23 protein-coding genes are annotated in these 25,437 nt (G+C 69.1%); 5 read left to right on the forward strand and 18 right to left on the reverse strand.

The window, feature by feature from the left end; all coding sequences use genetic code 11:
- The first annotated feature begins 161 nt into the window (after window positions 1-161).
- Both ABTW65_RS26655 and ABTW65_RS26660 read left to right on the forward strand, forming a co-directional pair.
- A complete protein-coding gene (locus ABTW65_RS26655) occupies window positions 162-335 on the forward strand; it encodes a hypothetical protein (protein ID WP_160025706.1) in 174 nt (57 codons plus the stop codon).
- 161 nt (window positions 336-496) lie between these two features.
- Complete coding sequence (locus tag ABTW65_RS26660; protein ID WP_350665821.1) at window positions 497-1,762, forward strand: MFS transporter; 1,266 nt, start codon at window positions 497-499, stop codon at window positions 1,760-1,762.
- Between the two features lie 18 nt (window positions 1,763-1,780).
- On the opposite strand, the gene ABTW65_RS26665 is transcribed toward ABTW65_RS26660, so the two are convergent.
- From ABTW65_RS26665 to hemL, 12 genes are all read right to left on the reverse strand, one after another.
- On the reverse strand, window positions 1,781-2,656 hold the full coding sequence (locus ABTW65_RS26665; protein ID WP_350665823.1) for a 1,4-dihydroxy-2-naphthoate polyprenyltransferase: 876 nt from the start codon (window positions 2,654-2,656) through the stop codon (window positions 1,781-1,783).
- Window positions 2,657-2,852: 196 nt separating this feature from the next.
- Complete coding sequence (gene mmsB / locus ABTW65_RS26670) at window positions 2,853-4,139, reverse strand: multiple monosaccharide ABC transporter permease (protein WP_350665824.1); 1,287 nt, start codon at window positions 4,137-4,139, stop codon at window positions 2,853-2,855.
- A gap of 6 nt (window positions 4,140-4,145) precedes the next feature.
- Window positions 4,146-5,678, reverse strand: coding sequence for a multiple monosaccharide ABC transporter ATP-binding protein (mmsA, locus tag ABTW65_RS26675; protein ID WP_350665826.1), 1,533 nt, complete (start codon window positions 5,676-5,678; stop codon window positions 4,146-4,148).
- A gap of 77 nt (window positions 5,679-5,755) precedes the next feature.
- Window positions 5,756-6,823: a multiple monosaccharide ABC transporter substrate-binding protein gene (chvE, locus tag ABTW65_RS26680; protein WP_350665828.1), complete on the reverse strand. Its 1,068-nt coding sequence runs from the start codon at window positions 6,821-6,823 to the stop codon at window positions 5,756-5,758.
- Window positions 6,824-7,080: 257 nt separating this feature from the next.
- Window positions 7,081-7,701: a maltokinase N-terminal cap-like domain-containing protein gene (locus tag ABTW65_RS26685; RefSeq protein ID WP_350665829.1), complete on the reverse strand. Its 621-nt coding sequence runs from the start codon at window positions 7,699-7,701 to the stop codon at window positions 7,081-7,083.
- Window positions 7,702-7,718: 17 nt separating this feature from the next.
- Window positions 7,719-8,039, reverse strand: a complete 321-nt coding sequence (locus tag ABTW65_RS26690; protein WP_350665831.1) for a DUF4229 domain-containing protein — start codon at window positions 8,037-8,039, stop codon at window positions 7,719-7,721.
- Window positions 8,036-9,037 carry a c-type cytochrome biogenesis protein CcsB gene (gene ccsB / locus ABTW65_RS26695; protein ID WP_350665833.1) on the reverse strand — a complete coding sequence of 334 codons (1,002 nt, stop codon included), beginning with the start codon at window positions 9,035-9,037 and terminating at the stop codon, window positions 8,036-8,038. The genes ABTW65_RS26690 and ccsB overlap by 4 nt, the downstream gene beginning before the upstream one ends.
- Entirely contained in the window at window positions 9,034-10,620 is a 1,587-nt protein-coding gene (gene resB, locus ABTW65_RS26700) for a cytochrome c biogenesis protein ResB (RefSeq protein ID WP_350665835.1), read from the reverse strand. Before resB ends, ccsB begins: the two co-directional genes overlap by 4 nt.
- Window positions 10,617-11,375, reverse strand: a complete 759-nt coding sequence (locus ABTW65_RS26705; protein WP_350665837.1) for a cytochrome c biogenesis CcdA family protein — start codon at window positions 11,373-11,375, stop codon at window positions 10,617-10,619. The genes resB and ABTW65_RS26705 overlap by 4 nt, the downstream gene beginning before the upstream one ends.
- Window positions 11,372-11,923 (reverse strand): TlpA family protein disulfide reductase, encoded by a 552-nt coding sequence (locus ABTW65_RS26710; protein WP_350665838.1) that lies wholly within the window; start codon window positions 11,921-11,923, stop codon window positions 11,372-11,374. Before ABTW65_RS26710 ends, ABTW65_RS26705 begins: the two co-directional genes overlap by 4 nt.
- A gap of 34 nt (window positions 11,924-11,957) precedes the next feature.
- Complete coding sequence (locus ABTW65_RS26715) at window positions 11,958-12,620, reverse strand: histidine phosphatase family protein (RefSeq protein ID WP_350665839.1); 663 nt, start codon at window positions 12,618-12,620, stop codon at window positions 11,958-11,960.
- Window positions 12,617-13,945, reverse strand: coding sequence for a glutamate-1-semialdehyde 2,1-aminomutase (gene hemL / locus ABTW65_RS26720; RefSeq protein WP_350665840.1), 1,329 nt, complete (start codon window positions 13,943-13,945; stop codon window positions 12,617-12,619). Before hemL ends, ABTW65_RS26715 begins: the two co-directional genes overlap by 4 nt.
- A gap of 153 nt (window positions 13,946-14,098) precedes the next feature.
- Between hemL and ABTW65_RS26725 the strand changes: the two genes are divergently transcribed.
- A complete protein-coding gene (locus ABTW65_RS26725; protein ID WP_350665841.1) occupies window positions 14,099-14,695 on the forward strand; it encodes a TetR/AcrR family transcriptional regulator in 597 nt (198 codons plus the stop codon).
- A gap of 78 nt (window positions 14,696-14,773) precedes the next feature.
- Window positions 14,774-16,810 (forward strand): discoidin domain-containing protein, encoded by a 2,037-nt coding sequence (locus tag ABTW65_RS26730; RefSeq protein ID WP_350665843.1) that lies wholly within the window; start codon window positions 14,774-14,776, stop codon window positions 16,808-16,810.
- Window positions 16,811-16,837: 27 nt separating this feature from the next.
- On the opposite strand, the gene ABTW65_RS26735 is transcribed toward ABTW65_RS26730, so the two are convergent.
- Genes ABTW65_RS26735 through ABTW65_RS26745 form a run of 3 tightly spaced genes read right to left on the reverse strand, consistent with a single transcriptional unit; the run spans window position 16,838 to window position 20,844 of the window.
- Window positions 16,838-18,223 (reverse strand): GH1 family beta-glucosidase, encoded by a 1,386-nt coding sequence (locus ABTW65_RS26735; protein ID WP_350665845.1) that lies wholly within the window; start codon window positions 18,221-18,223, stop codon window positions 16,838-16,840.
- Between the two features lie 10 nt (window positions 18,224-18,233).
- Entirely contained in the window at window positions 18,234-19,481 is a 1,248-nt protein-coding gene (locus tag ABTW65_RS26740; protein WP_350665847.1) for an MFS transporter, read from the reverse strand.
- Window positions 19,468-20,844 carry a GH1 family beta-glucosidase gene (locus tag ABTW65_RS26745; RefSeq protein WP_350665849.1) on the reverse strand — a complete coding sequence of 459 codons (1,377 nt, stop codon included), beginning with the start codon at window positions 20,842-20,844 and terminating at the stop codon, window positions 19,468-19,470. Before ABTW65_RS26745 ends, ABTW65_RS26740 begins: the two co-directional genes overlap by 14 nt.
- Window positions 20,845-20,911: 67 nt before the next feature.
- Between ABTW65_RS26745 and ABTW65_RS26750 the strand changes: the two genes are divergently transcribed.
- Window positions 20,912-21,535, forward strand: coding sequence for a TetR/AcrR family transcriptional regulator (locus ABTW65_RS26750; protein ID WP_350665851.1), 624 nt, complete (start codon window positions 20,912-20,914; stop codon window positions 21,533-21,535).
- 25 nt (window positions 21,536-21,560) lie between these two features.
- On the opposite strand, the gene ABTW65_RS26755 is transcribed toward ABTW65_RS26750, so the two are convergent.
- Genes ABTW65_RS26755 through ABTW65_RS26765 form a run of 3 tightly spaced genes read right to left on the reverse strand, consistent with a single transcriptional unit; the run spans window position 21,561 to window position 25,431 of the window.
- Window positions 21,561-23,054: an aldehyde dehydrogenase family protein gene (locus ABTW65_RS26755; RefSeq protein ID WP_350665853.1), complete on the reverse strand. Its 1,494-nt coding sequence runs from the start codon at window positions 23,052-23,054 to the stop codon at window positions 21,561-21,563.
- Entirely contained in the window at window positions 23,051-24,226 is a 1,176-nt protein-coding gene (locus ABTW65_RS26760; protein ID WP_350665855.1) for an MFS transporter, read from the reverse strand. Before ABTW65_RS26760 ends, ABTW65_RS26755 begins: the two co-directional genes overlap by 4 nt.
- Window positions 24,223-25,431, reverse strand: a complete 1,209-nt coding sequence (locus tag ABTW65_RS26765; protein ID WP_350665857.1) for an amino acid deaminase/aldolase — start codon at window positions 25,429-25,431, stop codon at window positions 24,223-24,225. The genes ABTW65_RS26760 and ABTW65_RS26765 overlap by 4 nt, the downstream gene beginning before the upstream one ends.
- Window positions 25,432-25,437: the final 6 nt, after the last annotated feature.

Here is a 25,437-nt window from a genome sequence, read left to right on the forward strand (position 1 = left end):
ACACTGTCCCGCTCAGTGGTCTCCTTCGCCGAATTCTTGCGAGGGGAGGCTAACTTCAGGGAATCTATATCCCGGGGCAACCTCGCGAGTTTCGCGCGCTTGCGTCTGGATTCGCGAATTCACTCCACATTCAATCGGATTTCTCGGGAGGACGAGCTCACATGGACAAGAAGAAGATCTTCATCGTCATCGGCGCCCTGTTCGTCGGGTTCTGGCTGTTCACCGATCCGCAAGGGCTGACCAGCACGATCTCCGCTATCGCCGGCGGCATCTGGGGCGTCACCACCGACGTCTTCGGCGGCGTGATCGGCACCATCGAGGGCTCCACCCGCTGACCTCGACCGCCACCTACGCCGACGCACGGGCGTCGGCGCGATGGACTCCTTTTTTCTCGCTGCCCGGTTTGGGGACCGATCAGCACAGATAACTGTTTGACGTCGAACATCGTGATGACAAGACTGCGCTTGTCTCGATGTCAAGATAGTTTGGAGTCGTCTTGTCCCCTCACTTCATCCGGTTGAGGGACAAGGTCCTCTCAGACGACCCGCTCATCCGGGCGATGTCGTACCAGTCGGTGCTGTCGGCCTTCGCCGAAGGCACCTTTCTCACCGGCTCGGCGGTCTTCTTCACCCAGATCGTCGGTCTCTCCGCCGCACAGGTCGGCCTCGGTCTCACGATCGCGGGCGTCGCAACCTTCTTGTTCGCCGTCCCCCTGGGCCGACTCGCGGATCGCCTGGGCACTCGGTTCAGCTGGATCGCCGGTGCCGTCCTCCAGGCGCTGCTGTTCGGCGCCTGGGTGCTGGTCGGCAACTTCGCCGCGTACGTCGCCGTCGAGGTGCTCCTCGCACTCGCCTCCTCCTGGCAGAAGTCAGGCCGCGACGCCTACCGGATCTCGGTCTTCCCCGCAGCGACCCGGGTGCGCGGGTTCGCCTACATGCGCGCCGCCCGCAACGTCGGCTACACGCTCGGCGCCCTGGCCAGCGGTCTCGCCCTCGCCGCCGACTCCAACACCCTGATCAAGGCGGTCCCGGTGATGACCGCCGTGGTGCTGCTGGTCAACGCCTACTGGATCTCGCGCCTCCCCCGCCTCGCCGCCGCTGCCTCGCCAAGCGACCTGAAGAAGGACGTACGCGACCGCCTCGGCGCCCTGCGCAACCGCGCGTTCCTCGCGACGACCTTCTTCGACGGCGTGCTCGGCACCCACCAGGTCCTGCTCAACGTCGTCATCCCGCTGTGGCTGGTCCAGGAGACCGACGCCCCGCGGGTGCTGCTGGCGTGGCTGTTCGGCACGAACACCGTCATGGCCGTCGGACTGCAGGTGATCACCGCGCGTGGGGTGACCGACGTGGCGACGTCCCTCAAGGCCCAGCGCCGCGGCGCCCTCTGCTTCCTGGCCTCCTGCGCCATCATCGCGGTCACCCACGACACCGTCGGCCTGATCACGATCGCGCTGGTCTGGATCGGCCATGTGACCGTCACCGGCGCCGAGCTCTTCCAGTCCGCCGGCGAGTGGGGCCTGATCGCCGATCTCTCCGACCCGGAGCACCGTGGCGACTACCAGGGCGCCGCCCAGGTCGGCCACACCCTCGGCACCGTCTGGGCCCCCGCGGCGTACACGTTCCTCGCCATGGAGCTCGGCCACCTCGGCTGGGCCATCATCGCGGGGATCATCGTCATCGCCGCGATCGGCGTCCACCCCTCTGCCCGCGCCGCCGAGCGCTACCTCGCCCGGCGGACCCAGCCCGTCCCCGCGCCGGCGTAGCGCCTTCGCGGGAGGGCCTCAGACGAAGAGCAGAGGTACGCCGACCAACAGCCCCCACACCAGCGTGGCCAGACCGGTCTGCTGGAGGACGGGGATCAGGCGCGGGCCGAGGTTGGTGCGGTCGAGGATGGTGCGGACGCCCTGAGCGGCGACGGCGATGAACCCGAGACCGAGCAACGCCCACCAGGACGTCGTCAGGGCCACGAGCACGACGGAGACGGCGGCGACGGCCACGAGGGCGACGTAGAGCCAGCGGGTGCGCGCGTCGCCGAGACGGACGGCGAGAGTGATCTTCCCGGACTCGGTGTCGCCGGGGATGTCGCGGAGGTTGTTGGCGACGAGGAGCGCGGAGGTGATCGCGCCGATCCCGACACCGGCCCACAGTGCGCCCCACTCCCAGCTCTGCGTCTGGACGTACGTCGTGCCGATGACCGCGACGAGCCCGAAGAAGACGAAGACCATGACCTCGCCGAGGCCGGCATAGCCGTAGGGGCGCGAGCCGCCGGTGTAGTACCAGGCCGCGATCATGCAGACCAGGCCTACGATGATCAGCCACCAGGCGGAGGTCAGCGCCAGCACCAGGCCCGCGACCGCGGCGATCGCGAAGGCGATGAACGCGGCGCGCTTGACCGAGGACGGCGCTGCCAGGCCGGAGCCGGTCAGCCGCAGCGGGCCAACGCGATCGTCGTCAGTCCCCCGGATCCCGTCGGAGTAGTCGTTGGCGTAGTTGACCGCGACCTGCAGCGCCAGCGCCACCAAGAGAGCGAGCAGCGCCTTCCACCACACCAACCCACCGGCGTACGCAGCCACCCCGGTGCCGGCGATGACCGGCGCGAGCGCCGCGGGGAGGGTGCGAGGACGGGCTCCCTGGAGCCACTGAGCGGAGTTTGCCACCCCGCTATTCAACACCGGCCGCTCGTCGCAGGTGCCGCGGGGATGTAACACGTCGTTCGTAGGACTACTCGCCCTATCAGAACGACCGGATAGTCCTACGAACAGCGTGTTACACGAGCTCACCCCAACCCCGAAAACCCAGCGACCCCTGCCCGGGGGGAGGCAGGGGTCGCGGGGTGGGGGTTTGGGGGATGGATCAGGTCTTCGGAGGATCGTTGGAGTCGACGCTGAGCTCGGCCTCCATGGCCTCGATCTCCTCGGCCAGCTTGTCGGGCGGCGGAGCGCTGGGCTCGGCAGCCTCGGCACCGGCGCCACCGGACCCGGCGGTGCGGCGCTTGTTCCACACATCGAAGGCGACGGCGAGCAGGAGCACGAGGCCCTTGATGGCCTGCTGCCAGTCGATGGAGACACCGAGCAGCGACATGCCGTTGTTGAGGACACCCATGACGAGACCACCGATGATCGCGCCGACGACGGTGCCGACACCACCGGTGACGGCCGCGCCACCGATGAAGGCGGCGGCGATCGCGTCGAGCTCGAAGTTGACGCCGGCCTTGGGGTTGGCCGCGGTCAGGCGGGCGGTCGTGACCAGGCCCGCGAGGCCGGACAGGAGCCCCATGTTCATCATGACCAGGAAGTCGACCCGCTTGGTGTTGACGCCGGACATCGTCGCCGCGTCGACGTTGCCGCCGATCGCGTAGACGTGCCGGCCGAAGACGGTCTTGTTCATGATGAACGTGTAGACCACGATCAGCCCGGCCAGGATCAGGCCGACGATCGGCAGGCCGCGCGCGTCGGCGAGCAGGTAGGCGAAGTACATGATCACGATCGTCAGCAGCGCCAGCTTCACCACGAAGAGCGGGAAGGGCAGGACGTCGAAGTTGTACGCCGCCTGGGCGTTACGGCGACGCACCTCGAGGAAGATCAGCACAGCGACGGCGGCCACGGCGATGAGAAGCGTCAGGTTGTGGAACCCGGTGTCCGGCCCGATCTCGGGCAGGAAGCCGTTGCCGATGGCCTTGAACTCCTCGGGCAGACCACCGACGGTCGCGCCCTTGAGCACGACCAGGGTCAGACCGCGGAAGAGCAGCATCGAGGCCAGCGTGACGATGAACGCCGGGATCCCGACGTACGCCACCCAGAAGCCGTGCCAGGCGCCGATCGCGGTGCCGAGCAGCAGGCCGAGGAAGACGGCGACCCACCAGGGGAAGTCGTACTGCGTCATCATGATCGCCGCGGCGGCGCCGACGAAGGCGGCCACGGAGCCGACCGAGAGGTCGATGTGGCGCGCCACGATCACGATCACCATGCCGATGGCGAGGATCAGGATCTGGGCGTTCTGGACAACCAGGTTCGAGACGTTGAGCGGCTTGAGCAGCACGCCCTCGGTCGAGATCTGGAAGAGGATGACGATCGCCGCCAGAGCGATGATCATCCCGTACTGGCGGACGTTCCCGCGCAGCGTGTTGAGCAGGGCATTCATCGGGGGTTACTTCCTCGCGTCCGCGGTCATGTAGCGCATCAGGGACTCCTGGGTGGCCTCTGAGCGGTCGAACTCATGGGTGATCACGCCCTCGGCGAGCGTGTAGATGCGATCACACAGACCGAGCAGCTCAGGCAGCTCGGAGGAGATCACCAGTACGCCGCGACCGCTGCGGGCGAGCTCCTGGATGATCCCGTAGATCTCATACTTGGCGCCGACGTCGATGCCTCGGGTCGGCTCGTCGAGGATCAGCAGCTTCGGGTCGGTGTACATCCACTTGGACAGCACCACCTTCTGCTGGTTGCCGCCGGAGAGCTTGCCGACTCCGGCAGTGATCGAGGGCGCCTTGATGTTGAGGTTCTTGCGGTAGCCCTCGGCGACCACGACCTCCTTGTGCTCGTCGACGACGAGCCCGGTGCGCAGCTTCTTCAGCGCCGCCGCGGTGACCGAGGTCTTGATGTCGTCGATGAGGTTGAGCCCGAGGCCCTTGCGGTCCTCACTGACGTACGCGATGCCGGCATCGATCGCCTGGGTGACCGTGTTGAGCTGCAGCTCGGCGCCGTCCAGGATCAGCGATCCGGAGGTCTTGGAGCCGTAGGAGCGTCCGAAGATCGACCGCGCGAGCTCCGTACGTCCGGCCCCCATCATCCCCGCGATGCCGACGATCTCGCCGGCGCGCACGGACAGGTTGGCCTGGCGGATGACCTCACGGTGGCTGTCCTGCGGGTGCATGACGGTCCAGTCGCGTACCTGGAAGAGGATGTCGCCGATGGAGGGGGTGTGATCGGGGAAGCGGTTCTCGAGGTCGCGGCCGACCATCCCGCGGATGATCCGGTCCTCGTCCACGCCACCGGCGGCGACGGACAGGGTCTCGATGCTCTGGCCGTCACGGATGATCGTGATCTCGTCGGCGATCTGCTCGATCTCGTTCAGCTTGTGGCTGATCATGATCGAGGTGATCCCCTTCTCTTTCAGCCCCTTCAGGAGCGCGAGGAGGTGCTGGGAGTCGTCGTCGTTCAGCGCGGCGGTCGGCTCGTCGAGGATGAGCAGCTTGACCTCCTTCGAGAGCGCCTTGGCGATCTCGACCAGCTGCTGCTTGCCGATGCCGAGGTTCTTCACCGGCGTCAGCGGGTTCTCCCGCAGGCCGACCCGCGCGAGCAGGTCGATCGCCTCGCGGTTGGCGCGGCCCCAGTCGATGATGCCGCGCTTGGCGGTCTCGTTGCCGAGGAAGATGTTCTCCGCGATCGAGAGCTCGGGGATGAGAGCGAGCTCCTGGTGGATGATCACGATGCCGGCGGCTTCGCTCTGCCGGATGTTGGCGAACTTCGCGGTCTCGCCCTCGAAGACGATGTCGCCGCTGTAGGTGCCGTGGGGGTAGACCCCGCTGAGCACCTTCATCAGGGTGCTCTTGCCGGCGCCGTTCTCTCCGCAGATCGCGTGGATGTCACCGCGGTTGACGACGAGGTTGACGTCGGCGAGCGCCTTGACGCCGGGGAACTCCTTGGTGATGCCGCGCATCTCCAGGATCGGTGAGGTCATGTGTGTCCTGCTATCTGGCCAGGTGCCGGCGTGGGCCCGGTCCGGAGGGACCCGGGCCCACGCCGAGTACGTGGGCGCTACTTGATCTCGTCGGCGGTGTAGTACTCAGAGTCGACGAGCACCTTGCTGACGTCGTCCTTGGTGACCACGACCGGGTCGAGGAGGTAGGACGGAACGACCTTCTTGCCGTTGTCGTACGTCTCGGTGTCGTTGACCTCGGGCTCCTCGCCCGCACCGACGGCGACGATCATGTCGACGGTCACCTTCGCGAGCTCGCGGGTGTCCTTGAAGATCGTCGAGTACTGCTCACCGGAGTTGATCGACTTCACCGACTGCACCTCGGCGTCCTGACCGGTCACGACCGGGAGGTCGGCGGTGGTGTAGCCGTTGCCCTTGAGCGCGGCGATGATGCCGAGCGAGAGGCCGTCGTAGGGCGAGAGCACGCCCTGGACCTTCTTGGAGGCGTACGTCTTGGTGAGGATGTCCTCCATGCGCTTCTGCGCGGTGGCGGGGTCCCAGCGCAGGATCGCGGCCTGCTTGAAGTCCGTCTGACCGGAGGGGATGACGATCTCGCCGGACTTGATCAGCGGCTCGAGCACCGACATGGCGCCGTCCCAGAAGAAGGTGGCGTTGTTGTCGTCCGGCGAGCCCCCGAAGAGCTCGACGTTGTAGGGGCCCTCGCCCTTGGCCTTCAGGCCATCGACGAGCGAGGTGGCCTGCTGCACGCCGACCTGGAAGTTGTCGAAGGTCGAGTAGTAGTCGACGGCCTCGGTGTCGCGGATGAGGCGGTCGTAGCTGATGACCGGGATGTCCTGCGACTCAGCGGTCTCGAGGACCTCGCCGAGCGCGGTGCCGTCGATGGCCGCGACCACCAGGACGTCGACGCCCTTGGTGACCATGTTCTCGACCTGGGAGACCTGGGTCGGGATGTCGTCCTCGGCGTACTGCAGGTCGACGTCGTAGCCCTCGGCCTCGAGCTGCTTCTTGATGTTGTTGCCGTCTGCGATCCAGCGCTCCGAGGACTTGGTCGGCATCGCTACGCCGACAGTGCCCTTGTCGCCGCCCTCGCCGCCGTCGCCGCCGCCGCATGCCGCCAGACCGAGCGCAAGCGCTGCGGCGGTGATCGTGGTGAGTACCTTGCGCACTTACCTGCTCCATTTCATCTACGGCCGCGTCGGTTAGGCCTACGCGCCGCTGTCGGGGGTGCTGGAGACCGGCGCACGGGCCGGTTCCCAGGTGAGTCAGATCACAGATGTGAACGCTCACATCGAGACAATGTGCCTTCTCATGTCCGAATGCGTCAAGTGCAGGACGAGGATGTTTCCGACTCGTGACTTACGGGAGGCTCCGTTGATCATCTGCGCTACACAGCGGACTCACAGACAAGCCCCGACGCCGTCGGTCAGAGGTGACGTACGCCGACCAGCGCCCCGGCGCCGTCCGGCCAGGTGACCTGGATCGACTCCGCGCCGTCGGCGTCGGAGCCGTCGACGACACGCTTCACGACGATCCCGAAGCTGCCCGCGTCCACGCGGGTGTCGGCGCCGTGTGAGCGGATGGTGACGCCGTCGAAGTGCGGCACCGCGTTGCGCGACCACGAGCCGGTGCCGGTCGCGGTGACGGCGCTCTCGCGGCGATCCACCAGGCGGCCCCGGTCATAGACGTCCATCGGCTCCTGGGTCGCGCCAGTGAGCGCGGCCGCGAGCAGGGCCCGGACCGCCACCGCGTCGGCGGTGGCGTCGTAGACGTAGCGCGTGCCCAGCGCCGAGTGCTCGGTGGTCGCCATCAGGAAGTCCTCGGCGCCGTCGAGGGGTGCCTCACGGTAGGAGACCGGGAGGTGGACGACGGACTCGCCGACCTCGAGGAGCACGCACTCGATCCCGACGCGTCCGGCCGGGTCGTCGAACCGGTAGGAGCCGATCGTGCCGGTCAGGTCACCCTCGCACCACGACTGGGTGGCGAGCCAGGCGCCGAAGATCTCTTTCTTCGTGGGGGTGAGCGTGGCCTTGTGAACGATCGACATGACCGTTATCTACCAGTTCAGGACACCTTGTGGCTATCGCCTTCGCCGTTCGAGGTGGTGTCGGCCTCGGAGCCGGCCTCGGAGTCGATCTCGGCGTCCTCCTTGGCGCGGGCGGCCTCGACCGCCTTCGCGGCCCGCGTCTCGACCTTCTCGGCGAAGGCCCGGCGCTGCGGGTCGAGCACGAAGAAGGAGAGCACGCCGCTGATCACGAACGCCACGATCACCGCGAAGAAGATGTCGACCTCGCCCGCGACGAGCGACCAGATGCCCGCCACGATGCCGAAGGTCGCGAGCAGCGACAGCAGCCGCAGGCCGGTGTAGATCCAGAACTCTTTCATCGTGAGGCTCCCTCAGTGAGCTCGACAACCGCCGGGGCCGCGGGCGCAGCGTACGAATGCTGCGAGGTCGAGGAGAAGTAATTGATGCCGATGAAGTTGAACCACAGCGTGGCCAGCCCGATCAGCGCGACGATCGCGGCCTTCTTGCCCTTCCACCCGGCGGTCGCACGGGCGTGCAGGTAGCCGGCGTAGACGACCCAGGTGATGAACGCCCAGACCTCCTTGGGGTCCCAGTTCCAGTAGGAGCCCCAGGCCTCGTGGGCCCAGATCGGACCGGAGATCAGCACCCCGAAGGTCCACACCGGGAACGCGAAGGCGTGGATCCGGTAGGAGACCCGGTCGAGGTTGTCGAGGTCGGGCACCCGCGCCAGCAGGGCGGCGTCGGGGTAGCGGGCCTTGAGGAGGTACGTCACCGAGGCGATGCCGCCCAGCGTGAACCCACCGGTGGCGATAATGGCCGCGATGACGTGGATGACGAGCCAGTAGGAGTTGAGCGCCTCGGTCAGCGGCGCGACCGGCTCGTAGAGGCCGACGACGGCCAGCATCAGCACCACGACGGTGAACCCGAGCACCCACGGCGCCATCCAGGACAGCTTCAGCCGCCGGTAGAGGACGACGTACGCAGCGGCCACCACGAACGAGCCGGAGATCGTGAACTCGTACATGTTGCCCCACGGCACCCGATTGGGGTCGGCGGCCATCCCACGGCCGACCAGCGCGATCAGGTGACACACGACCGCGATCGCGGTCAGCAGGAGGCTGAGGCGTCCGAAGAGGGCGGCGCGCTGCTCGCGTACGGCAGCGGCGGGATTCACCGCGGCGTCGGTCTCGTCGGCCGGGGCACCGGCGCCGACGAGCTCCTTCTCCGCGACCGCGGCCCTGGCGCGCGACTGCCAGGCCGACCACTCGACCAGCGCGCAGAGCAGCGCCAGGAAGTAGACGACGCCGGCGGCCGTGATGGCCTGGTTGCTGAGAACGCCCCAGGTGTGGTCAGTCATCGGTTCTCCTCCTGTGTTCGCGCGCCTCGTAAGGTCTCCGCAAAGCCGGTGACGACGGCTTCGGTGTCTCCACCGCCGGAGCGGTCGAGGGCGGCGATCTCGACCAGTGTGCGCCCATCGACTCGGCGGGCGCGAACCCACAGCCGTCGCGGGCGGATGAAGAGGGACCCGAGCAGGCCCACGAGGGCGAGGGAGACGCCGAGGAGCGCCCACTCCTTGCCGGGCGACTTCGAGATCTGCACCCGGTTCCACTGCTGGACGTCGTCGAAGGAGATCGATCCCAGACCGTCGGGGAGCTGGGCCGTCTGCCCCAGCCGCAGGTTGAACGCCTTCCCGGTGTCGCCGGGGGACATCATGTTGGCCTTCGATGTGTCGAGCGCGTAGACCGACTGGGGCCCGGCGTCGAGGTTGAGGTCGCCGCGGAAGCCCTGCAACGAGAGCATCGCGTTGGACCCGTCACCGATGTCGCCCATCAGGTTGACCGGATCACCGTCGACCGTGCCCATGAACGGGTAGAACTGCCCCTGGAAACCGAGCTCCTCGGGCGAGGCGTACGGCGCCTTCACGACGCCGAAGGAGAGCAGGTTCTGGCTCTGCGGGAGGAAGATCGTCGGGCCGGAGTAGGCCACGTCGCCCTTGCCGTCGCGCACGGTGATCACCGGCGCATAGCCGTGGGCGAGCAGGAAGACGTCGGTGCTGCCGATGGTCAGCGGGTGGTTGACCTTGAGGTCGTACTTCTGCTCGTCGCTCCCGCCCGCGGTGTAACGGATGTTCGACTCGAACCCTCGCGCCGTCCCCGCGCCCGGCCCTGTGCCCAGCCACTCGGCCTTGAAGTCGTCGATCTTGAAGCTGAAGTCGTCGAGATCCTCGGGGGCGAAGAGCGAGCCGGGCTTGAAGTCGTCGTACTGCGAGAGCTCGTTGGCGAACCCGTACTCCTCCCCCACCAGCACGATCACGCCGCCCTTGTAACCGAACAGGCTCCCGGTCGCGAACGCGACCAGCACGATGATCAGCGACATGTGGAAGATCAGGTTGCCGGCCTCGCGCAGATAGCCCTTCTCGGCCGAGACGGAGTCGCCGTCATCGTCCTTCCGGATGCGGTAGCCGCGCAGCTGCTTCCGCGCCGCGGCGAGCACCTCGGCGGGCTCCTCGTCGGTGACGTACGTCGTGGAGTCGGGCAGCCGGGTCAGCTTGGCCGGCGTCGCCGGCGGCTCGGCCCGCATGGCCCGCGCGTAGACGAGGCACCGCGGGATGATGCAGCCGACCAGCGAGACCATCAGCAGCAGGTAGATCGCCGCGAACCACGGCGTCGAGTAGACGTTGAAGAGCCCGAGCTTCTCGTAGATCGGCGTCAGCGTCGTGTGCGCCTCGCGCCACTGGTCAGCCTTGAGCGAGTCGACCCCGTCCTGCGGGATCAGCGACCCCGGGACGGCCGCGAGCGCGAGCAGCAGCAGCAGGATCAGTGCCGTACGCATCGAGGTCAGCTGACGCCAACCCCAGCGTGCCAGCTCGCGGGCGTTCAGCTCACCCGAGCGGCGTACGCCTTCGTTCTTCTCCTGGTCAGGAGCGGAGGTGGTGCTCACAGCGCGATGCCCTCCCAACGCTGGACGAGCTGGACCTGCAGCCACTGGACGCCGTTGTCCCACCAGCCGGTGAGCATGGCGATGCCGATCAGGATCATCAGCACGCCGCCGATGATCGTGATCGCGCGGGTGTGCCGGCGGAACCAGGTCAGCGCGACGGTGGCCTTACGCCACATCACCGCGACGAGGATGAACGGGATGCCGAGCCCGAGCGCGTAGACGGCGAGCAGCAGGCCACCGCGGGCGGCGGTGCCCTGGTCCCAGGCGAGGCCGGCGATGACGCCCAGCGTCGGTCCGGTGCACGGGGTCCAGGCCAGCCCGAAGAGGAAGCCGAGCAGCGGCGCCGCGGCCAGGCCGACGGCGGGCACCTTGTGGAACTTCAGGTCGCGCTGCAGCAGCGGGATGAAGCCCATGAACGCGATGCCCATGATGATCGAGAGCACGCCGAGGACCTTGGTGCCGGTCTGCTGGAACTCGAGCAGCTTGTAGGCGATCCCGCCGACGGTGATGCCCATCAGGACGAAGACCACCGAGAATCCGGCGACGAAGAGCAGGGAACCCGCGAGCATGCGGCCACGGCGTACGTCACCGGAGGCGAGGTCGGCGCCGGACAGGCCGGTGGCGTAGGAGAGGTAGCCCGGGAGCATCGGCAGCGTGCACGGCGAGACGAACGAGAGGAACCCGGCCAGCAGCGCGACCGGGATGGCCAGCATCAGCGACCCGCTCCCGGCGGTGCTCGCGAACCAGTCCGTCACGAGGATTCACCTGCCGTGGAGATGAGCTCGTCGAGCGTACGTGCCGAGGGGATCTCGCCGCGGATCAGCGCGGCCACGCGCCCCTCGGTGTCGAGGATCGCGGTGGCCGGGATGGCCCGCGGCGCCAGCGAGCCCTTCAGCGCGAGGACGGCGGCGCCGTCGGGCGAGTAGACCGACGGGTACTCGACGCCGTAGTGCCTCTCGAAGGCCAGCCCTTGCGCGGCCGAGGCGTCGCGGGTGTTGAGCCCCACGAAGGCGACCTCGTCGCCCAGCTCCTCGTAGGCGGCCTGGAGCATCGGCATCTCCTTGCGGCACGGCGCACAGCCGGTCCACCAGACGTTGAGAACCGTGACCTTGCCCCGGGTGTCGGCCAGGTCGAACGGCTTGCCCTCGAGGGTCTCGCCGGCGAGCTCGACCGGCTCTCCGCGGTCGGCGACCGGGATCTCCTGGGTGCGGCCGTCACCGGAGATGTAGCCGGCTTCGTTCGTGCCGGTCTGCCCGCAGGCGGCGAGCATCACCACCAGTGGGAGAGCGAGCAGCCAACGCATGCCCCTGAGCCTGCCTAACAAAACTGAGAGACTTCTAATCTTCCGAGTCGCCGGCCGAGAACGGCGCGTACTTGTCCTTCGCCGGCAGCATGTCGCCGGCCGGCTCACCGTAGGAGAGCGCGACGAACTCGTCGTCGACGAAGTGCAGCGAGGTCAGCGAGCACAGCGCGCACTGGCGGCGGCGCGGGTCGTGCAGGAAGCTGCGACCCTCGATGTGCAGCCGGGTGGTCCAGATCGGCAACTGGTGGGAGACGATGACCGCCTCGTGGCCCCGCGCCAGGTCCCGGGCGTCGTGGATCGCGGCCATCATCCTGGCCACGATCTCCAGGTAGGGCTCGCCCCACGACGGCTTGAACGGGTTGACCAGCTTCGGCCAGACCTTGGGGTCCTTCAGCGGGCCCATGCCGTCCTTGAAGCTCTTGCCGACGAAGAGGTTCTCCGACTCGAGCACCCGCTCGTCGAGCGAGATGTCGAGGCCGAGCGCCTTCGCCAGTGGCCCGGCGGTCTGCCGAGCCCGCTCGAGCGGGCTGGAGATGACGTGGCTGATGTCCTGCCCGCCGATCCGGTCGGCGACCCGCTCGGCCATTTGCAGGCCGAGCTCGGAGAGGTTGAACCCGGGCCGGCGCCCGTAGAGGATCCCGTCCGGGTTGTGCACCTCGCCATGGCGCAGCAGGTGGACCGTGGTCTCGATACTCATGCCTTCACCTTTACAGCAGCAGCCTCGGCGGCGTACGGAAGCGCCTCCGTGATCTGGGAGATCGCCCGCTCGTCGTGGGCGGAAGAGAGGAACCAGGCCTCGTAGGCGCTCGGCGGCAGGTAGACGCCCTGGTCGAGCATGGCGTGGAAGAAGGCCTTGTACGCCGCCTCGTCGGTGGTCTTGGCCTCGTCGAAGTTGCGCACCGGCTTGTCGGTGAAGAAGACCGAGAACATCGTGCCGGTGGACTGGATGACGTGCGGGAGACCGACCTTGGCGAAGCTCTCCTCGATCGCGGCCTTCACGGCGTCGGCGGCCTTGGTGATGTGGGCGTAGACCTCGTCGGTCGCCAGCCGCAGCGTGGTCAGGCCGGCGGTGGTCGCGACCGGGTTCCCGGAGAGCGTGCCGGCCTGGTAGACCGGCCCGTCAGGGCTGAGCGAGCCCATCACGTCGGCGCGGCCGCCGAAGGCCGCTGCCGGGAAGCCGCCGCCCATCACCTTGCCGAAGGTGACCAGGTCGGGGGTCCAGCCCTCGTTCTTGCCGTCCAGGCCCCACTGCCCCTGCTTGCTGGCGCGGAAACCGGTCATCACCTCGTCGGAGATGAACAGGGCGCCATGCGCCGTGCAGGTGGTCGCGAGGAACTCGTTGAACCCGGGCTCCGGCGGCACGACGCCCATGTTGCCGGGCGAGGCCTCGGTGATCAGGCAGGCCACCCGGCCTGCGTATTCCTCGAACGCCGCTGTGACCGCGGCTCGGTCGTTGTAGGGCAGTACGACGGTGAGCTCGGTGCTGCTCTCCGGGACGCCCGGGGTGCCGGGGATCGCGTGGGTGACCAGTCCGGAGCCGGCGCTGGCGAGCAGGGAGTCCACGTGGCCGTGGTAGTTGCCGGCGAACTTGAGGATCACGTCGCGTCCGGTGAACCCTCTTGCCAGCCGGATGGCCGACATCGTCGCCTCGGTGCCGCTGCTGACGAATCGCACCTTCTCGACCGGCGCCCGCTCGACGATCGCCTCGGCGAGCTCGACCTCGGGCGTGGTCGGCGTCCCGTAGGAGGTGCCACGCGCGACGGCGTCCATGACGGCCGCCTGGACCTCGGGGTGGGCGTGGCCCAGCAGCATCGGGCCCCAGGAGCAGATCAGGTCGACGTAGTCGTTCCCGTCGACGTCGGTCAGCCACGCGCCCTTCGCCTCGCGGATGAAGCGCGGTGTCCCGCCGACGGCGTTGAAGGCGCGTACGGGTGAGTTCACGCCGCCCGGCGTCACGGCCTTCGCGCGGGCGAAGAGCGCTTCGGATGCCGCTGCGGACAGAGGTGAGATGTCGTGAGGCACCGGGTCATTCTTCATCAACCCCACCCGAATCCCCATTTCCGCCCCGGCACGGCCCCAGCTCGACCCCCGGCTCAACCCCCGGTCAACTCCTGGTCAACCGTCTTGGTCACGTACGCTGAACGATATGCGCTTGCTGATGACGAGAGACCTCTGATGGCGCGCGTCGCCGCCGACGTACGCCGCGAACGTCTGGTCGAGGCCGCGATCCGGGTGATGGTGCGTGACGGCGTCGCCAAGACCACGACGCGCTCGATCGTGGCGGAGGCCGACATGCCGCTCGGGGCCTTCCACTACTGCTTCCGCTCCAAGCAGGAGCTGCTGGAGAACGTCATCGAGGCGATCACCGGGCACACGCTCAACCTGGCGCTGGTGGAGATGCGCGGCGAGGAGTCGTTCGAGGAGAAGCTCCAGGCAGCGCTCAGGGCGTACTGGCAGCACGTCATCGCCAACCCGGACGAGCACCAGGTGACCTACGAGCTCACGCAGTACGCCCTCCGTCAGCCGGGGCTGGCCACGGTCGCGCGCCGGCAGTACGAGACGTACCTCGAGGCCAACACCCAGGTCCTCACCGTGCTGGCCGAGTCGACCGGGGTGACGTGGGACCAGCCGATCCCCATGCTCGCGAGATACCTCACGGCCAACATCGACGGCCTCACCCTGCTCTTCCTCAACGAGGGCGACGCCGAGGCGGCCGGCGCCGCGCTCGACTTCGCCGCGGCGCACGTCGCCTCCATGGCCAGATCGGCGTAGTCACGGGCCTTTGGACCGTTGACCGGGTCATGCGACCAACTCTAGGATGCGGCGTACGTCACGCACCCTGGAGGCACTGTGAACGCCATCCGCACGTTGCTCTGTCTGGTCCTGATCGGCTTCGTGGCGTTCGCCCCGCCGGGCTGGGCATCGCCGCCGGACCAGTGGTGGGAGCCGGCCAACAGGCCGGTACCCGACTCGCAGGTCAACGTCACCGGCAAGCCGTTCACCGGCACCGACGCCAAGGGTGACGTACGCGGCTTCGCTGACGTCCACAACCACCTGATGACCAACGAGGCGTTCGGGGGCGAGCTGGTCTGCGGCAAGCCGTTCTCCGACGCCGGGGTCGCCGACGCGCTCGAGGACTGCGCGGCGCACTACCCCGACGGCTCGGGCGCGCTGCTGGAGAACCTCACCGGCGCGGAGCCGGACGGCAAGCACGACCCGGTGGGCTGGCCGACCTTCAAGGACTGGCCGTCGTACCGCACGATGTCCCACCAGCAGAACTACTACGCCTGGCTGGAGCGGTCCTGGCGAGCCGGGCAGCGCGTCCTGGTCACCGACCTGACCAGCAACGGCGTGATCTGCTCGATCAACCCGAACCGCGATCGCGGCTGCGACGAGATGGAGTCGATCCGGCTGCAGGCGGAGAAGACCTACGACCTGCAGGACTTCGTCGACAGGATGTACGGCGGCGAGGGCAAGGGCTGGTTCCGGATCGTCACCGATCCCGCACAGGCCAAGCAGGTCATCGAGGACGGCAAGCTCGCCGTGATCCTCGGCGTCGAGACCTCCGAGCCGTTCGGCTGCAAGCAGGTCCTCGACGTCCCGCAGTGCAGCAAGGCCGGCATCGACCAGGGCCTCGACGAGCTGAAAGCCCTCGGCGTACGCAGCATGTTCCTGTGCCACAAGTTCGACAACGCGCTCTGCGGGGTGCGCTTCGACTCGGGCACGACCGGGACGATCATCAACGTCGGCCAGTTCCTGTCGACGGGCACCTTCTGGCAGACCGAGAAGTGCCGCGGCCCGCAGCACGACAACCCGATCGGCGACGCACCGGTGCCCGAGATCGAGGAGAAGCTGCCCGCGGGCACCGAGGTGCCGACGTACGCCGACGACGCGCAGTGCAACACCCGCGGCCTCACCCGGCTCGGCGAGTACGCCATGCGCGGGATGATGCAGCGCGGCATGCTCGTCGAGCTCGACCACATGAGCGTGAAGGCCACCGGCCGCGCGCTCGATATCCTCGAGTCGGCCGACTACCCCGGCGTCATCTCCAGCCACAGCTGGGCCGACCTCGGCTGGGCCGAACGCGTCTACGGGCTCGGCGGCTTCATCGGTGAGTACATGTTCGGGCCCGAGGAGTTCATCGGCGCCGCCGGGCGGACCGAGGCGCTGCGCACCGAGTACGACAAGGGCCTCGGTATCGGCACCGACTTCAACGGCCTCGGCTCCCACCCCGCTCCCCTGGGCGCCGACGGACCCAGCCCCGTGACGTACCCGTTCCGGAGCGCCGACGGCGGGTCGGTGATCGACCGGCAGGTCACCGGCGAACGGGTCTGGGACGTCAACACCGACGGCGGAGCCCACGTCGGCCTGGTCCCGGACTGGATCGAGCAGATCCGCCGCCTCGGCGGCACGGAGGCCGTGCAGGACCTGATGGGCGGAGCCCAGTCCTACCTCGACACGTGGGGCGCCGCATCCGACTACACGCCGCCGAGCAACCTCGCGGCCGGGTCGCGCGCCACGGCGAGCTCGTCGGAGTGGAGCGCCTTCACCAGCTTCGCACCGGGCCGCGCCATCGACGGCGACACCAGCACCCGCTGGGCCAGCGACTGGAGCGACGACCAGTGGCTCGCCCTCGACCTGCGCAGCGAGCGGACCGTGGGCCGCGTGGTCGCCGACTGGGAAGGCGCCCATGCGGCGGCGTGGAAGGTCGAGGTCTCCTCGGACGGTGCGACGTGGCGCACGGTGTGGTCGACCGACGCAGGGAAGGGCGGAGTCGAGACCGCGACCTTCGAGCCGACCACCGCTCGCTACGTACGCATCCACGGCGTCAGCCGCGCCACCCGCTACGGCTACTCCCTGTGGGAGCTCGGCGTCTACGACCGCTGACCTGCCGGGCTGATCGCCGCCCGCTGGTCACCGGCGGGCGGCGATGAGCTCCTGGAACCAGCGGAACGAGTCCTTGGGAGTACGCCGCAGCGTGTCGTAGTCGACGTGCACGAGCCCGAAGCGCTCGGCGTACCCCTCCGCCCACTCGAAGTTGTCGAGCAGCGACCACGCGAAGTAGCCGCGTACGTCCACCCCGGCGGCGATCGCGTCGGCCACCGCCCGCAGGTGCGCGTCGTGGTAGTCGATCCGGCCTTGGTCGTGGACTCCCCCGTCGGCGGCGACGGTGTCGTGGAACGAGCAGCCGCTCTCGGTGACGTAGACCGGCGGCAGCGCGTCGGCGTACCGCTCGTGGAACTGGGTCAGGATCTCGGTGAGCCCGTCGGGGACGATCGCCCACCCGAAGTCGGTGGTGGGTACGCCGACGAGCTGGCGTGGCTCGAACGGAAGCCCCTCCGGCATGATCGCGCCCTCGAGCGCCGGGTTCTGGCTGCCGCCGGATCCGGGGGCGCCGACCAGCACCGGCTGGTAGTAGTTGACGCCGTACCAGTCGAGCGGGGCCGAGATCACCTTCAGGTCCTCGGCGACCGGCCCGGGCATCATCGAGGTGATCAGCCCGTCGGGATACTCCCCGCGCAGGATCGGGTCGGAGAACAGCCAGTTGGTCAGCGTGGCGAACATCTCGGCCGCCTCGCGATCCTCGGCCGAGTCCGACGCAGGTCGCGCCGGCTGGTGGTTGGAGGCGATGCCGATGTTGCTCGCTCCGGCCGCGCGCAGCGCCTCGACCGACAGGCCGTGGCCGAGCAGCAGGTGGTGGGCCACCGGCAGCGCGTCGAAGCCGAGCGCCTGGCCGGGGGCGTGGGTGCCGAGCGCATGCCCGAACATGGTGACCACGACCGGCTCGTTCAGCGGCATCCACATCGAGACCCGGTCACCGAGGTGCTCGCCGACGATCGCGGCGTACTCGGCGAGGCGGAGCGAGGTGTCGCGGTTGAGCCAGCCGCCGGCGTCCTGCAGCGCCTGCGGCAGGTCCCAGTGGTAGAGCGTCGCGGCCGGCTTGATGCCCGCCTCCAGCAGCCCGTCGACGAGCCGGTCGTAGAAGGCCAGCCCCTCGGCGTTCGCCGGCCCGGAGCCGGTCGGCTGGATCCGCGGCCAGGCGATCGAGAACCGGTAGGCGTCCACGCCGAGCTCCTTCATCAGCGCGATGTCCTCGGGATACCGGTGGTAGTGGTCGCACGCGACCGCCCCGGTGTCGCCGTTCTTGATCCGGCCCGGCTCTGCGCAGAAGGTGTCCCAGATCGACGGCCCACGGCCGCCCTCCTCGACGGCACCTTCGATCTGGTACGACGCGGTGGAAACGCCGTACACGAAGTCGGTGGGGAGCTGCAGGCTGGGCAGATCAGGGTGGGTGGTCACGAGTTGTCTCCTATCGAACGGACTTGATCCGGTAGACCAGGACGGCGCCGGTCAGCGTCACACCGGCGGCGACGGCGTACAGGGTGGAGTAGCCGCCGAGCACGCTCACGATCGGCGCGGCGACGACGGGGGCGAGGACCTGCGGCAGCGAGTTGGCGATGTTGACGACGCCGAGGTCCTTGCCGCGGTCGATCGCCTCGGGGAGTACGTCGATCATCAGCGCGAGGTCGACCGAGGTGAACACGCCCATGCCGAGGCCGAGGACGGCCACACCGATGATCGCGGCCGTCCAGGAGTGGAAGCCGGCCAGCGAGAGGGTGCCGGCAGCCATCACGACGCCGGCGACGGTCACGAAGATCCGGCGGCGGTCGAACCGGTCCGACAGCCATCCGCCGGCCACGACCGTGACCAGCAGGGCAAGGGAGTTGACCGCCGAGAGCAGGAAGACGCCGGCTTCGGGGTTCTCGTGGTGAACCGCGTCGTCGAGGTAGAAGAGCAGGTAGACCAGCCCGATCGAGAACCCGAGGTTCATCAGGAAGCGGGTGAGCCACGCCCAGGCGAAGTCGGGGTGCAGACGAGGGCTGATCCAGAAGCCACGGAGGAACGTGCCCCACGAGAACGATGGCCGGTCAGCGGGGTCGAGGACCAGGTCGCGGCGCATCGCCACGTACGGCACGCTCGCGATCACCAGGAAGACCGCGCACGCGAGGTAGCCACCGACGATCCCGCCCGCAGCCGCCGCGAGCCCCGCGCCGACGACGGCGCCGACGGTCTGGGCGAGGCCGAGGAAGCCGCCGATGGTGCCGCGCTGCTGATGCGGCGCATGGTCGGGCACGGCGGCGGTGATGGCCGCGAAGTTCGCGTTGAGGGCGATCTGGGCCAGGCACCAGCCGACGGTCACCACGACGAGGTTCGGCGCGAAGGCCAGCAGCACCAGGCTGGCCACGCCTCCACAGATGCCGAGGACCGTCCACGGCAGGCGGCGGCCGTAGCGCGACGTGGTCCGGTCCGAGAGCGCGCCGAAGACCGGGTTGGCCACCGTCGAGCAGAGCGCGCCGATGCCGACGACCCAGGCGAGCGCCGCCTCCTTGTCGTCGCCGGCGAACCGCTCCGCCTGCATCCCGAGCAGGGTCAGGATCGGGCCGAACCATGCGGTGAACAGACCGACGTTGGCCAGCGAGATCGCGGCCACCCATGACTTGGGGGCGGGCGTGGCCGGCTCGTCCAGCGCCGACCGAATGAGCTCAGAGCTGGTCACGTTGGGCACCGATCAGCTGCTGGTACCAGGAGTAGGAGTCCTTCGGCGTGCGCACCAGGGTGTCGTAGTCGACGTGCACGAGGCCGAACCGCTGGGTGAAGCCGTGGGTCCACTCGAAGTTGTCGGTCGGCGACCAGACCCAGTAGCCACGGACGTCCGCGCCCTCCTCGATCGCCTGGTGTACGGCGCGCACGTGCGCGTCGAGGTAGTCGATCCGGCCGTCGTCGTGGATCCTGCCGTCCGGACCGGGTTCCTCGGTGCCGGGCTGCTGCGAGGTGCCGTTCTCGGTGACGATCAGTGGCGGCAGGCTCTCGCCGTACCGCTCGGTCAGCGTCAGCAGGACCTCGCGCAGGCCGTCGGGGCTGATCTCGCCGCCGAGCCCGGTCTTGGGCCCGTCGACCTCGACCGCCCGGAACGGCATCTCAGCCGGGATCTCGTGCTCCTGGATCAACGACGGCTCACCGGTCGGGGCGGCAACGCGCTGCGGGCTGTAGTAGTTGACGCCGTAGAAGTCGAGCGGCGTCGAGATGACCTCGAGGTCATCGGCGACCGGACCGGGCATCCCCTCGGCATACCCCGCAGGGTAGCGGCCGAGGAGGATCGGGTCGCCCCAGATCCAGTCGGTGAGGTCGGCGCTGAACGCAGCGGCGGCGAGGTCCTCCGGGCGGTCGGAGGCAGGCCAGGTCGGCGCGTGCGGGTTGGCGGTCCCGACGCTGCGGCCGCCGGCTGCACGGATCGCCTGGACGCTGAGCCCATGGGCGAGCAGCTGGTGGTGGACGGTCGGCAGCGACTCGAAGAGCAGCCCCTGCCCGGGGGCGTAGCCGCCGATCGCGTAGCCGAGCAACGAGAGCACCACCGGCTCGTTGAGCGGGATCCAGTACGCCGCGCGGTCGGCCAGCCGCTCGGCCACGACGGCGGCGTACTCACCGAAGCGGAGCGCGGTGTCTCGGTTCATCCAGCCGCCGGCCTCCTCGATCGGCAGCGGGGTGTCCCAGTGGTAGAGCGTCGGCGCCGGCTTCAGACCGGCCGCCAGCATCTCGTCGACGACCCGGTCGTAGAAGTCCAGGCCCTTCGCGTTGACCTCGCCCGACCCGGTCGGCAGGATCCGCGGCCACGCGATCGAGAACCGGTAGACGTCGGCACCGAGGTCGCGTACCAGCGCGATGTCCTCGGGATAGCGGTCGTAGAAGCCGGCGCTGGTCGCCGGCGTCGATCCGTCGGCGATCCTCCCGGGCTGCTCGCAGAACACGTCCCAGGTGGACCGTCCCCGCCCGTCAGCCGCGAGCGCGCCTTCGGTCTGGTACGCCGAGGCGCCGACGCCCCACTCGAAGCCAGCGGGGAAACTGGGCAGCGGCCGGGTCATGGCAAGGACTCTAACTCGAATCCCGAATGGTCGCTAGGTTTTCGTTCGGGCCACCTAGACTGCGAGCATGTCCAGCCGAGCCCGTGGTCCGTACGCAAAGTCCGCCGAGCAGCGGCGCCGGATCCTCGACGTGGCTCAGGACGTGTTCGGGCGCCGAGGCAGCCACGGCGCCTCGCTGCGGGAGATCGCGGACCTGGCCGGCATGAGCCAGGCCGGGGTGCTGCATCACTTCGGCTCCAAGACGGGCCTGCTGATGGCCGTGCTGGAGGAGCGTGACCAGGCCTCGCGCCAGGAGGCGGACACCGGCGCGACCTGGGACGAGCAGGCTCAGGTGGCGCGGAGCATGTTCGAGCGGGCCATCGCCGACCGCGGGCTGACCCAGCTGTTCACCACGGTCACCGCCGAGTCGATCGTCCCCGGCCACCCGGCCCATGACTTCACCGTCGCGCGCTACCGGCGTACCGCCGCCGAGTTCACCGCATCGCTGACCGAGGCCGCACCGGACGAGCTCGAGCCGGACGCGGCACCAGCTGCAGACCTGGCGGGCGTCGCGCGCCTGGTGATGGCGGCCATGGACGGCCTGCAGATGCAGGCCCTGCTCGACCCGGACGCGGACGTGCTCGGAGCCTTCGACATTCTGCTCGAAGCGCTACCTCTCCTCGCCTCGCGCTCACCTGCCTCGACGGACTGACCGACGTCCATCGGAGAGCTCAGCCCTACGTGTTGCGGGGGTGGCCGTAGAGCGTCTTGATCAGCCGGGTGAGCGCCTGGAAGTTCTTGGCCTTGAACGGCATGCCGTGGATCTCGTTCTTCATGCCGAAGCGGGTCACCAGGATCGACTGCCGCTTGGTGAACTTCCGGAGGCCGTCGCGCCCGTGCCGGGCACCGAGACCGGAGTCCTTCCATCCGCCCATCGGCAGCTCGAGCGCGAAGTAGTTGGCCAGCGCGTCGTTGACGGTGACGGTGCCGGCCTGGAGCTCACGCGCGATGCGCTGTCCCTTGGCGAGGTCCTTGGTGTAGACCGCCGCCTGCAGGCCGTACGCCGAGTCGTTGGCCAGCCGCACGGCCTCGGCCGCGTCGGCGACCTTCATGATCGGCAGCGTCGGGCCGAACGTCTCCTCGCGCATGCACGCCATGTCCTGGTCGACATCGACCAGCAGCGTCGGCTCGAAGAACCGCCCCTCCCCCTCGCGTACGCCTCCTCCGGTGAGGGCCTTCGCGCCGCCGGCCACCGCGTCCTCGACATGCCGGGTGACGGTGTCGAGCTGCGGCGGGAAGGTCAGCGACCCTGACTCCGAGGTGCCGAAGCCGGTCGACTCACCGACGCGCAGCGACTCGAAGCGCTCGGTCATCAGCGCCACGAACTCGTCGTAGACCGGCGCCTCGACGTACACGCGCTCCGAGGAGGTGCAGGTCTGGCCGGAGTTGTGCATCGCGCTGAAGAGCGTCACGTTCGCTGCGCGCTCGAGGTCGGCGTCGGCCAGCACGATCACCGGGTCTTTGCCGCCGAGTTCGAGGCTGCACGGGATCAGCCGCTCGCCGCAGCGCCCGGCGACCTTCTTTCCGGTTCGGGTGGAACCGGTGAACATCACCGCATCCACCAACTCCACGAGCGCCGCGCCCGCGGCCCCCGACCCGGTCGCCACGCTGAAGACGCCGTCGGGCAGCCCGATCTCGCGCGCCATCTCGGCCATCAGCAGCGACGTCAGCGGAGTGATCTCCGACGGCTTGAGTACGGCGGTGTTTCCGGCCGCGAGCGCGGGGATCACGTCGCCGAAGTTGTTGAGGAGCGGGTTGTTCCACGGCCCGATCACGCCGACGACGCCCACCGGCTGGTAGCGGACGACCAGTTTGCGCCCGAGCACGAAGGGCGACCGGCTGGTGATCTTCTCGTCGGCGAGGTACTCCGGGGCGTGCTTGGCCCAGAACGCGCTCGCGACCGCGCCGTACATCACCTCGATGTTGGCCTCGTCGAGGGACTTGCCGTTCTCGGCGTGGATCGTCTCGGCGATCTGGCCGGCGTTGTCGAGGATCCACTTCTGCATACGGCGCAGGTAGCGCCCGCGGCCGGCGTACCCGAGGGCGGCCCAGGCGGGCTGCGCGGTCCGTGCGGTGGCGACGAGCGCCTCGACCTCGGCTGCACCGAGGTCGGGAACGCTCTGGATCGTCTTGCCCGTCGACGGGTTCTCGACCTCGATGACAGCACTCATGCCTTGCTCCTCACATAGGGGGCGAATCGGGATGCCATCAGGAACAGGACCGGGCTCAGCAGCAGCGGCAGCACGAACATCGCGCGGTGGCTGACCTGCTCGGCGACGGTGGCGATGGCGACGGCGGCCACGAGGTAGCCGACGTAGTTGGAGACGTTGACCCTGGCGACGGCCTGACCGCCACCGTCGGCGTCGAGGTGACCGGCCGCGACGAACGACAACGGCGGGATCATCGCCAGGCCGGCGCCGAGCAGACCGAAGCCCGCGACCGCCACCCACACCGACGGCGCGGCGACCACGAGCGCTACCGAGACGATGGCGACGAGCCCGCTGATCCGCACGGTCCGCACCGGCCCGATGCGGCGTACGACCTTGTCACCGACCAGCCGGGTGACCAGCAGCACCGCCTGGTACGCCGTGAACGCCATGGCCGCCGCGCTCTGCGACGACGACAGCCCGTCGACGAGGTAGATGCCACCCCAGGCCGAGATCGCCGAGTCGAGGAACCACATCACGAAGGTGGGTACGGCGAGCAGCAGGACCGGCAGCCACGGCACGCTCGGCGCGTGCTGCCCGGCATCTACGTGACCGTCGATCGGGTCAACCTGGAGCAGATCGCCCAGCAGCGCGAGGTTGAGCGCGAGCCCGACCGCGCAGACGATCGCGAACGACGGCAGGAGCGACCAGCCCAGCTCCAGAGTCAGCGCCGCATAGCCGCCCCCGACGACCGCGCCGAGGCTCCACATGCCGTGGAAGCCGACCATGATGCTGCGGCCGTAGAGATCCTCGATGCCGACGCCCTGCATGTTCATGGCCGCATCGATCTGACCGACGAAGAGTCCGTACGCACACACCGCGACGATCAGGCCCGCGACGCTGTCGGGGAGGGAGACGAGCAGTGTTGCCACCGACGCGCCGACGAGCGCGACCCTGAGCACCCTGGCGCTGCCGAAACGCGCCGCGGCGTACCCGGCCAGGACGCTGCCGACGGCCGACGCGATCGCCACCGCGCCCAGCAGCATGAGCACCTGGTAGTCGCTCAGGTCGTGCTGGTCCTTGATCGTGGGCAGCCGGGTGATCAGGGACGCGAAGGTGAAGCCCTGGATGCCGAAGGCCGCCCAACAGGCCCGGCGAGCCGCGCGTGGGGGCGCAGCGGTGGCGGTCGTGGTCATAGGAACGTCTTTCCTTCTCCTCGATAGGTCGAGACGGCGTCGACGACGCTGCCGTCATCGACGAGCGCCAGCTCGTCGACGTGCTCGCAGAGCTCGCCGGCCTTGGTGTGGCGGAACCAGACCCGGTCGCCGATCTGGAGATCGGCAGCCGCCGCACCGGTCAGCGGCGTCTGCACCTCACCCGCCCCCTCGGTCGGGACCAGGCCGAGGCCGCGCGGCCACACCGGCATCGGGAGCCGGTCCTTGCCGGCCGCTCCGGATGCGATCCAGCCACCGCCGAGCACCGTCGCGTGGCGCGGTGAGGGGCGGCGTACGACCGACAGGACGAAGTACGCCGCCGGCTGGGGGTGGAACCGGGTGTAGTGGTCGAACAGGTGCGGGGCGAGCAGCCCTGAGCCCGCGGCCACCTCGGTCACGGCGTCCTCGGCGGCGGTGGTCTCGATGCTCCCGGTGCCGCCGCCGTTGACGAACTCCAGCGGCGCCACGCTTCGCACCGCGGCCACGGCGGCGGCCCGTCGTTCGGCCAGCTCGTCGATGGACCTCCGCTGCATCGCCCGGACGAGGTGCTTGGACAGGCCCGGCTGGTTGTCGCCCATCCCGGCGATCTGGCCCTCGTACGCCATCACGCCGACCAGCTCGCAGCGCGGGTGCGCCACGACGGCCCGGGCGAGCGCGCCCGCCTGCTCGGGCGCGTGCACGGGCGAGCGCCGGGCGCCGAGGTGCACCCGGCCGGAGGCCAGGCGGAGCGAGGCGTCGAGCTCGATGCAGATCCGGATCCGCGGACCGCTGGCGCCGGCCGCGGCGGCGATCAGCTCCAGATGCTCGACGCTGTCGATCATCAGCGTCACCCGAGAGGCCAGCAGGTCGTCGTCGGCGAGCCGCCGGATGGCGGCGGTGTCCGCGGTCGGGTAGCCGACCACCACGTCGTCGATCTCGCGCGCGAGCCAGAGCGCCTCGGGCAGGGTGTAGGCGAGCACGCCCTGGAAGCCCGGCATCGCCAGCGTGCTCCGGATCAGGGCACGGCAGCGCACCGACTTGCTCGCGAGGCGGATCGGCTTGCCGCCGGCGCGGCGCACCAGGTCGGCTGCGTTGGTACGCAGCGCGGCCACGTCCACCACGGCGTACGGCGTGGGGAGGTCGGCGGTGGCGGCTTCGAGGTCTTCGAAGGAGGCGCGCGCCCGCGTCGGGACAGTGAGATCCAGCATTCATCG

The sequence above is a fragment of the Nocardioides sp. NPDC127503 genome (assembly GCF_040302165.1).
Taxonomy (GTDB): domain Bacteria; phylum Actinomycetota; class Actinomycetes; order Propionibacteriales; family Nocardioidaceae; genus Nocardioides.

Coding starts and splice junctions, on each gene's coding strand:
- ABTW65_RS26655 (WP_160025706.1), top strand. CDS start 162: ATGGACAAGAAGAAGATCTTCATCGTCATCGGCGCCCTGTTCGTCGGG.
- mmsB (WP_350665824.1), bottom strand. CDS start 4,139: ATGAATGCCCTGCTCAACACGCTGCGCGGGAACGTCCGCCAGTACGGG.
- mmsA (WP_350665826.1), bottom strand. CDS start 5,678: ATGACCTCACCGATCCTGGAGATGCGCGGCATCACCAAGGAGTTCCCC.
- ABTW65_RS26685 (WP_350665829.1), bottom strand. CDS start 7,701: ATGTCGATCGTTCACAAGGCCACGCTCACCCCCACGAAGAAAGAGATC.
- ABTW65_RS26690 (WP_350665831.1), bottom strand. CDS start 8,039: ATGAAAGAGTTCTGGATCTACACCGGCCTGCGGCTGCTGTCGCTGCTC.
- ccsB (WP_350665833.1), bottom strand. CDS start 9,037: ATGACTGACCACACCTGGGGCGTTCTCAGCAACCAGGCCATCACGGCC.
- ABTW65_RS26710 (WP_350665838.1), bottom strand. CDS start 11,923: ATGCGTTGGCTGCTCGCTCTCCCACTGGTGGTGATGCTCGCCGCCTGC.
- ABTW65_RS26715 (WP_350665839.1), bottom strand. CDS start 12,620: ATGAGTATCGAGACCACGGTCCACCTGCTGCGCCATGGCGAGGTGCAC.
- ABTW65_RS26725 (WP_350665841.1), top strand. CDS start 14,099: ATGGCGCGCGTCGCCGCCGACGTACGCCGCGAACGTCTGGTCGAGGCC.
- ABTW65_RS26745 (WP_350665849.1), bottom strand. CDS start 20,844: ATGACCCGGCCGCTGCCCAGTTTCCCCGCTGGCTTCGAGTGGGGCGTC.
- ABTW65_RS26750 (WP_350665851.1), top strand. CDS start 20,912: ATGTCCAGCCGAGCCCGTGGTCCGTACGCAAAGTCCGCCGAGCAGCGG.
- ABTW65_RS26755 (WP_350665853.1), bottom strand. CDS start 23,054: ATGAGTGCTGTCATCGAGGTCGAGAACCCGTCGACGGGCAAGACGATC.
- ABTW65_RS26760 (WP_350665855.1), bottom strand. CDS start 24,226: ATGACCACGACCGCCACCGCTGCGCCCCCACGCGCGGCTCGCCGGGCC.
- ABTW65_RS26765 (WP_350665857.1), bottom strand. CDS start 25,431: ATGCTGGATCTCACTGTCCCGACGCGGGCGCGCGCCTCCTTCGAAGAC.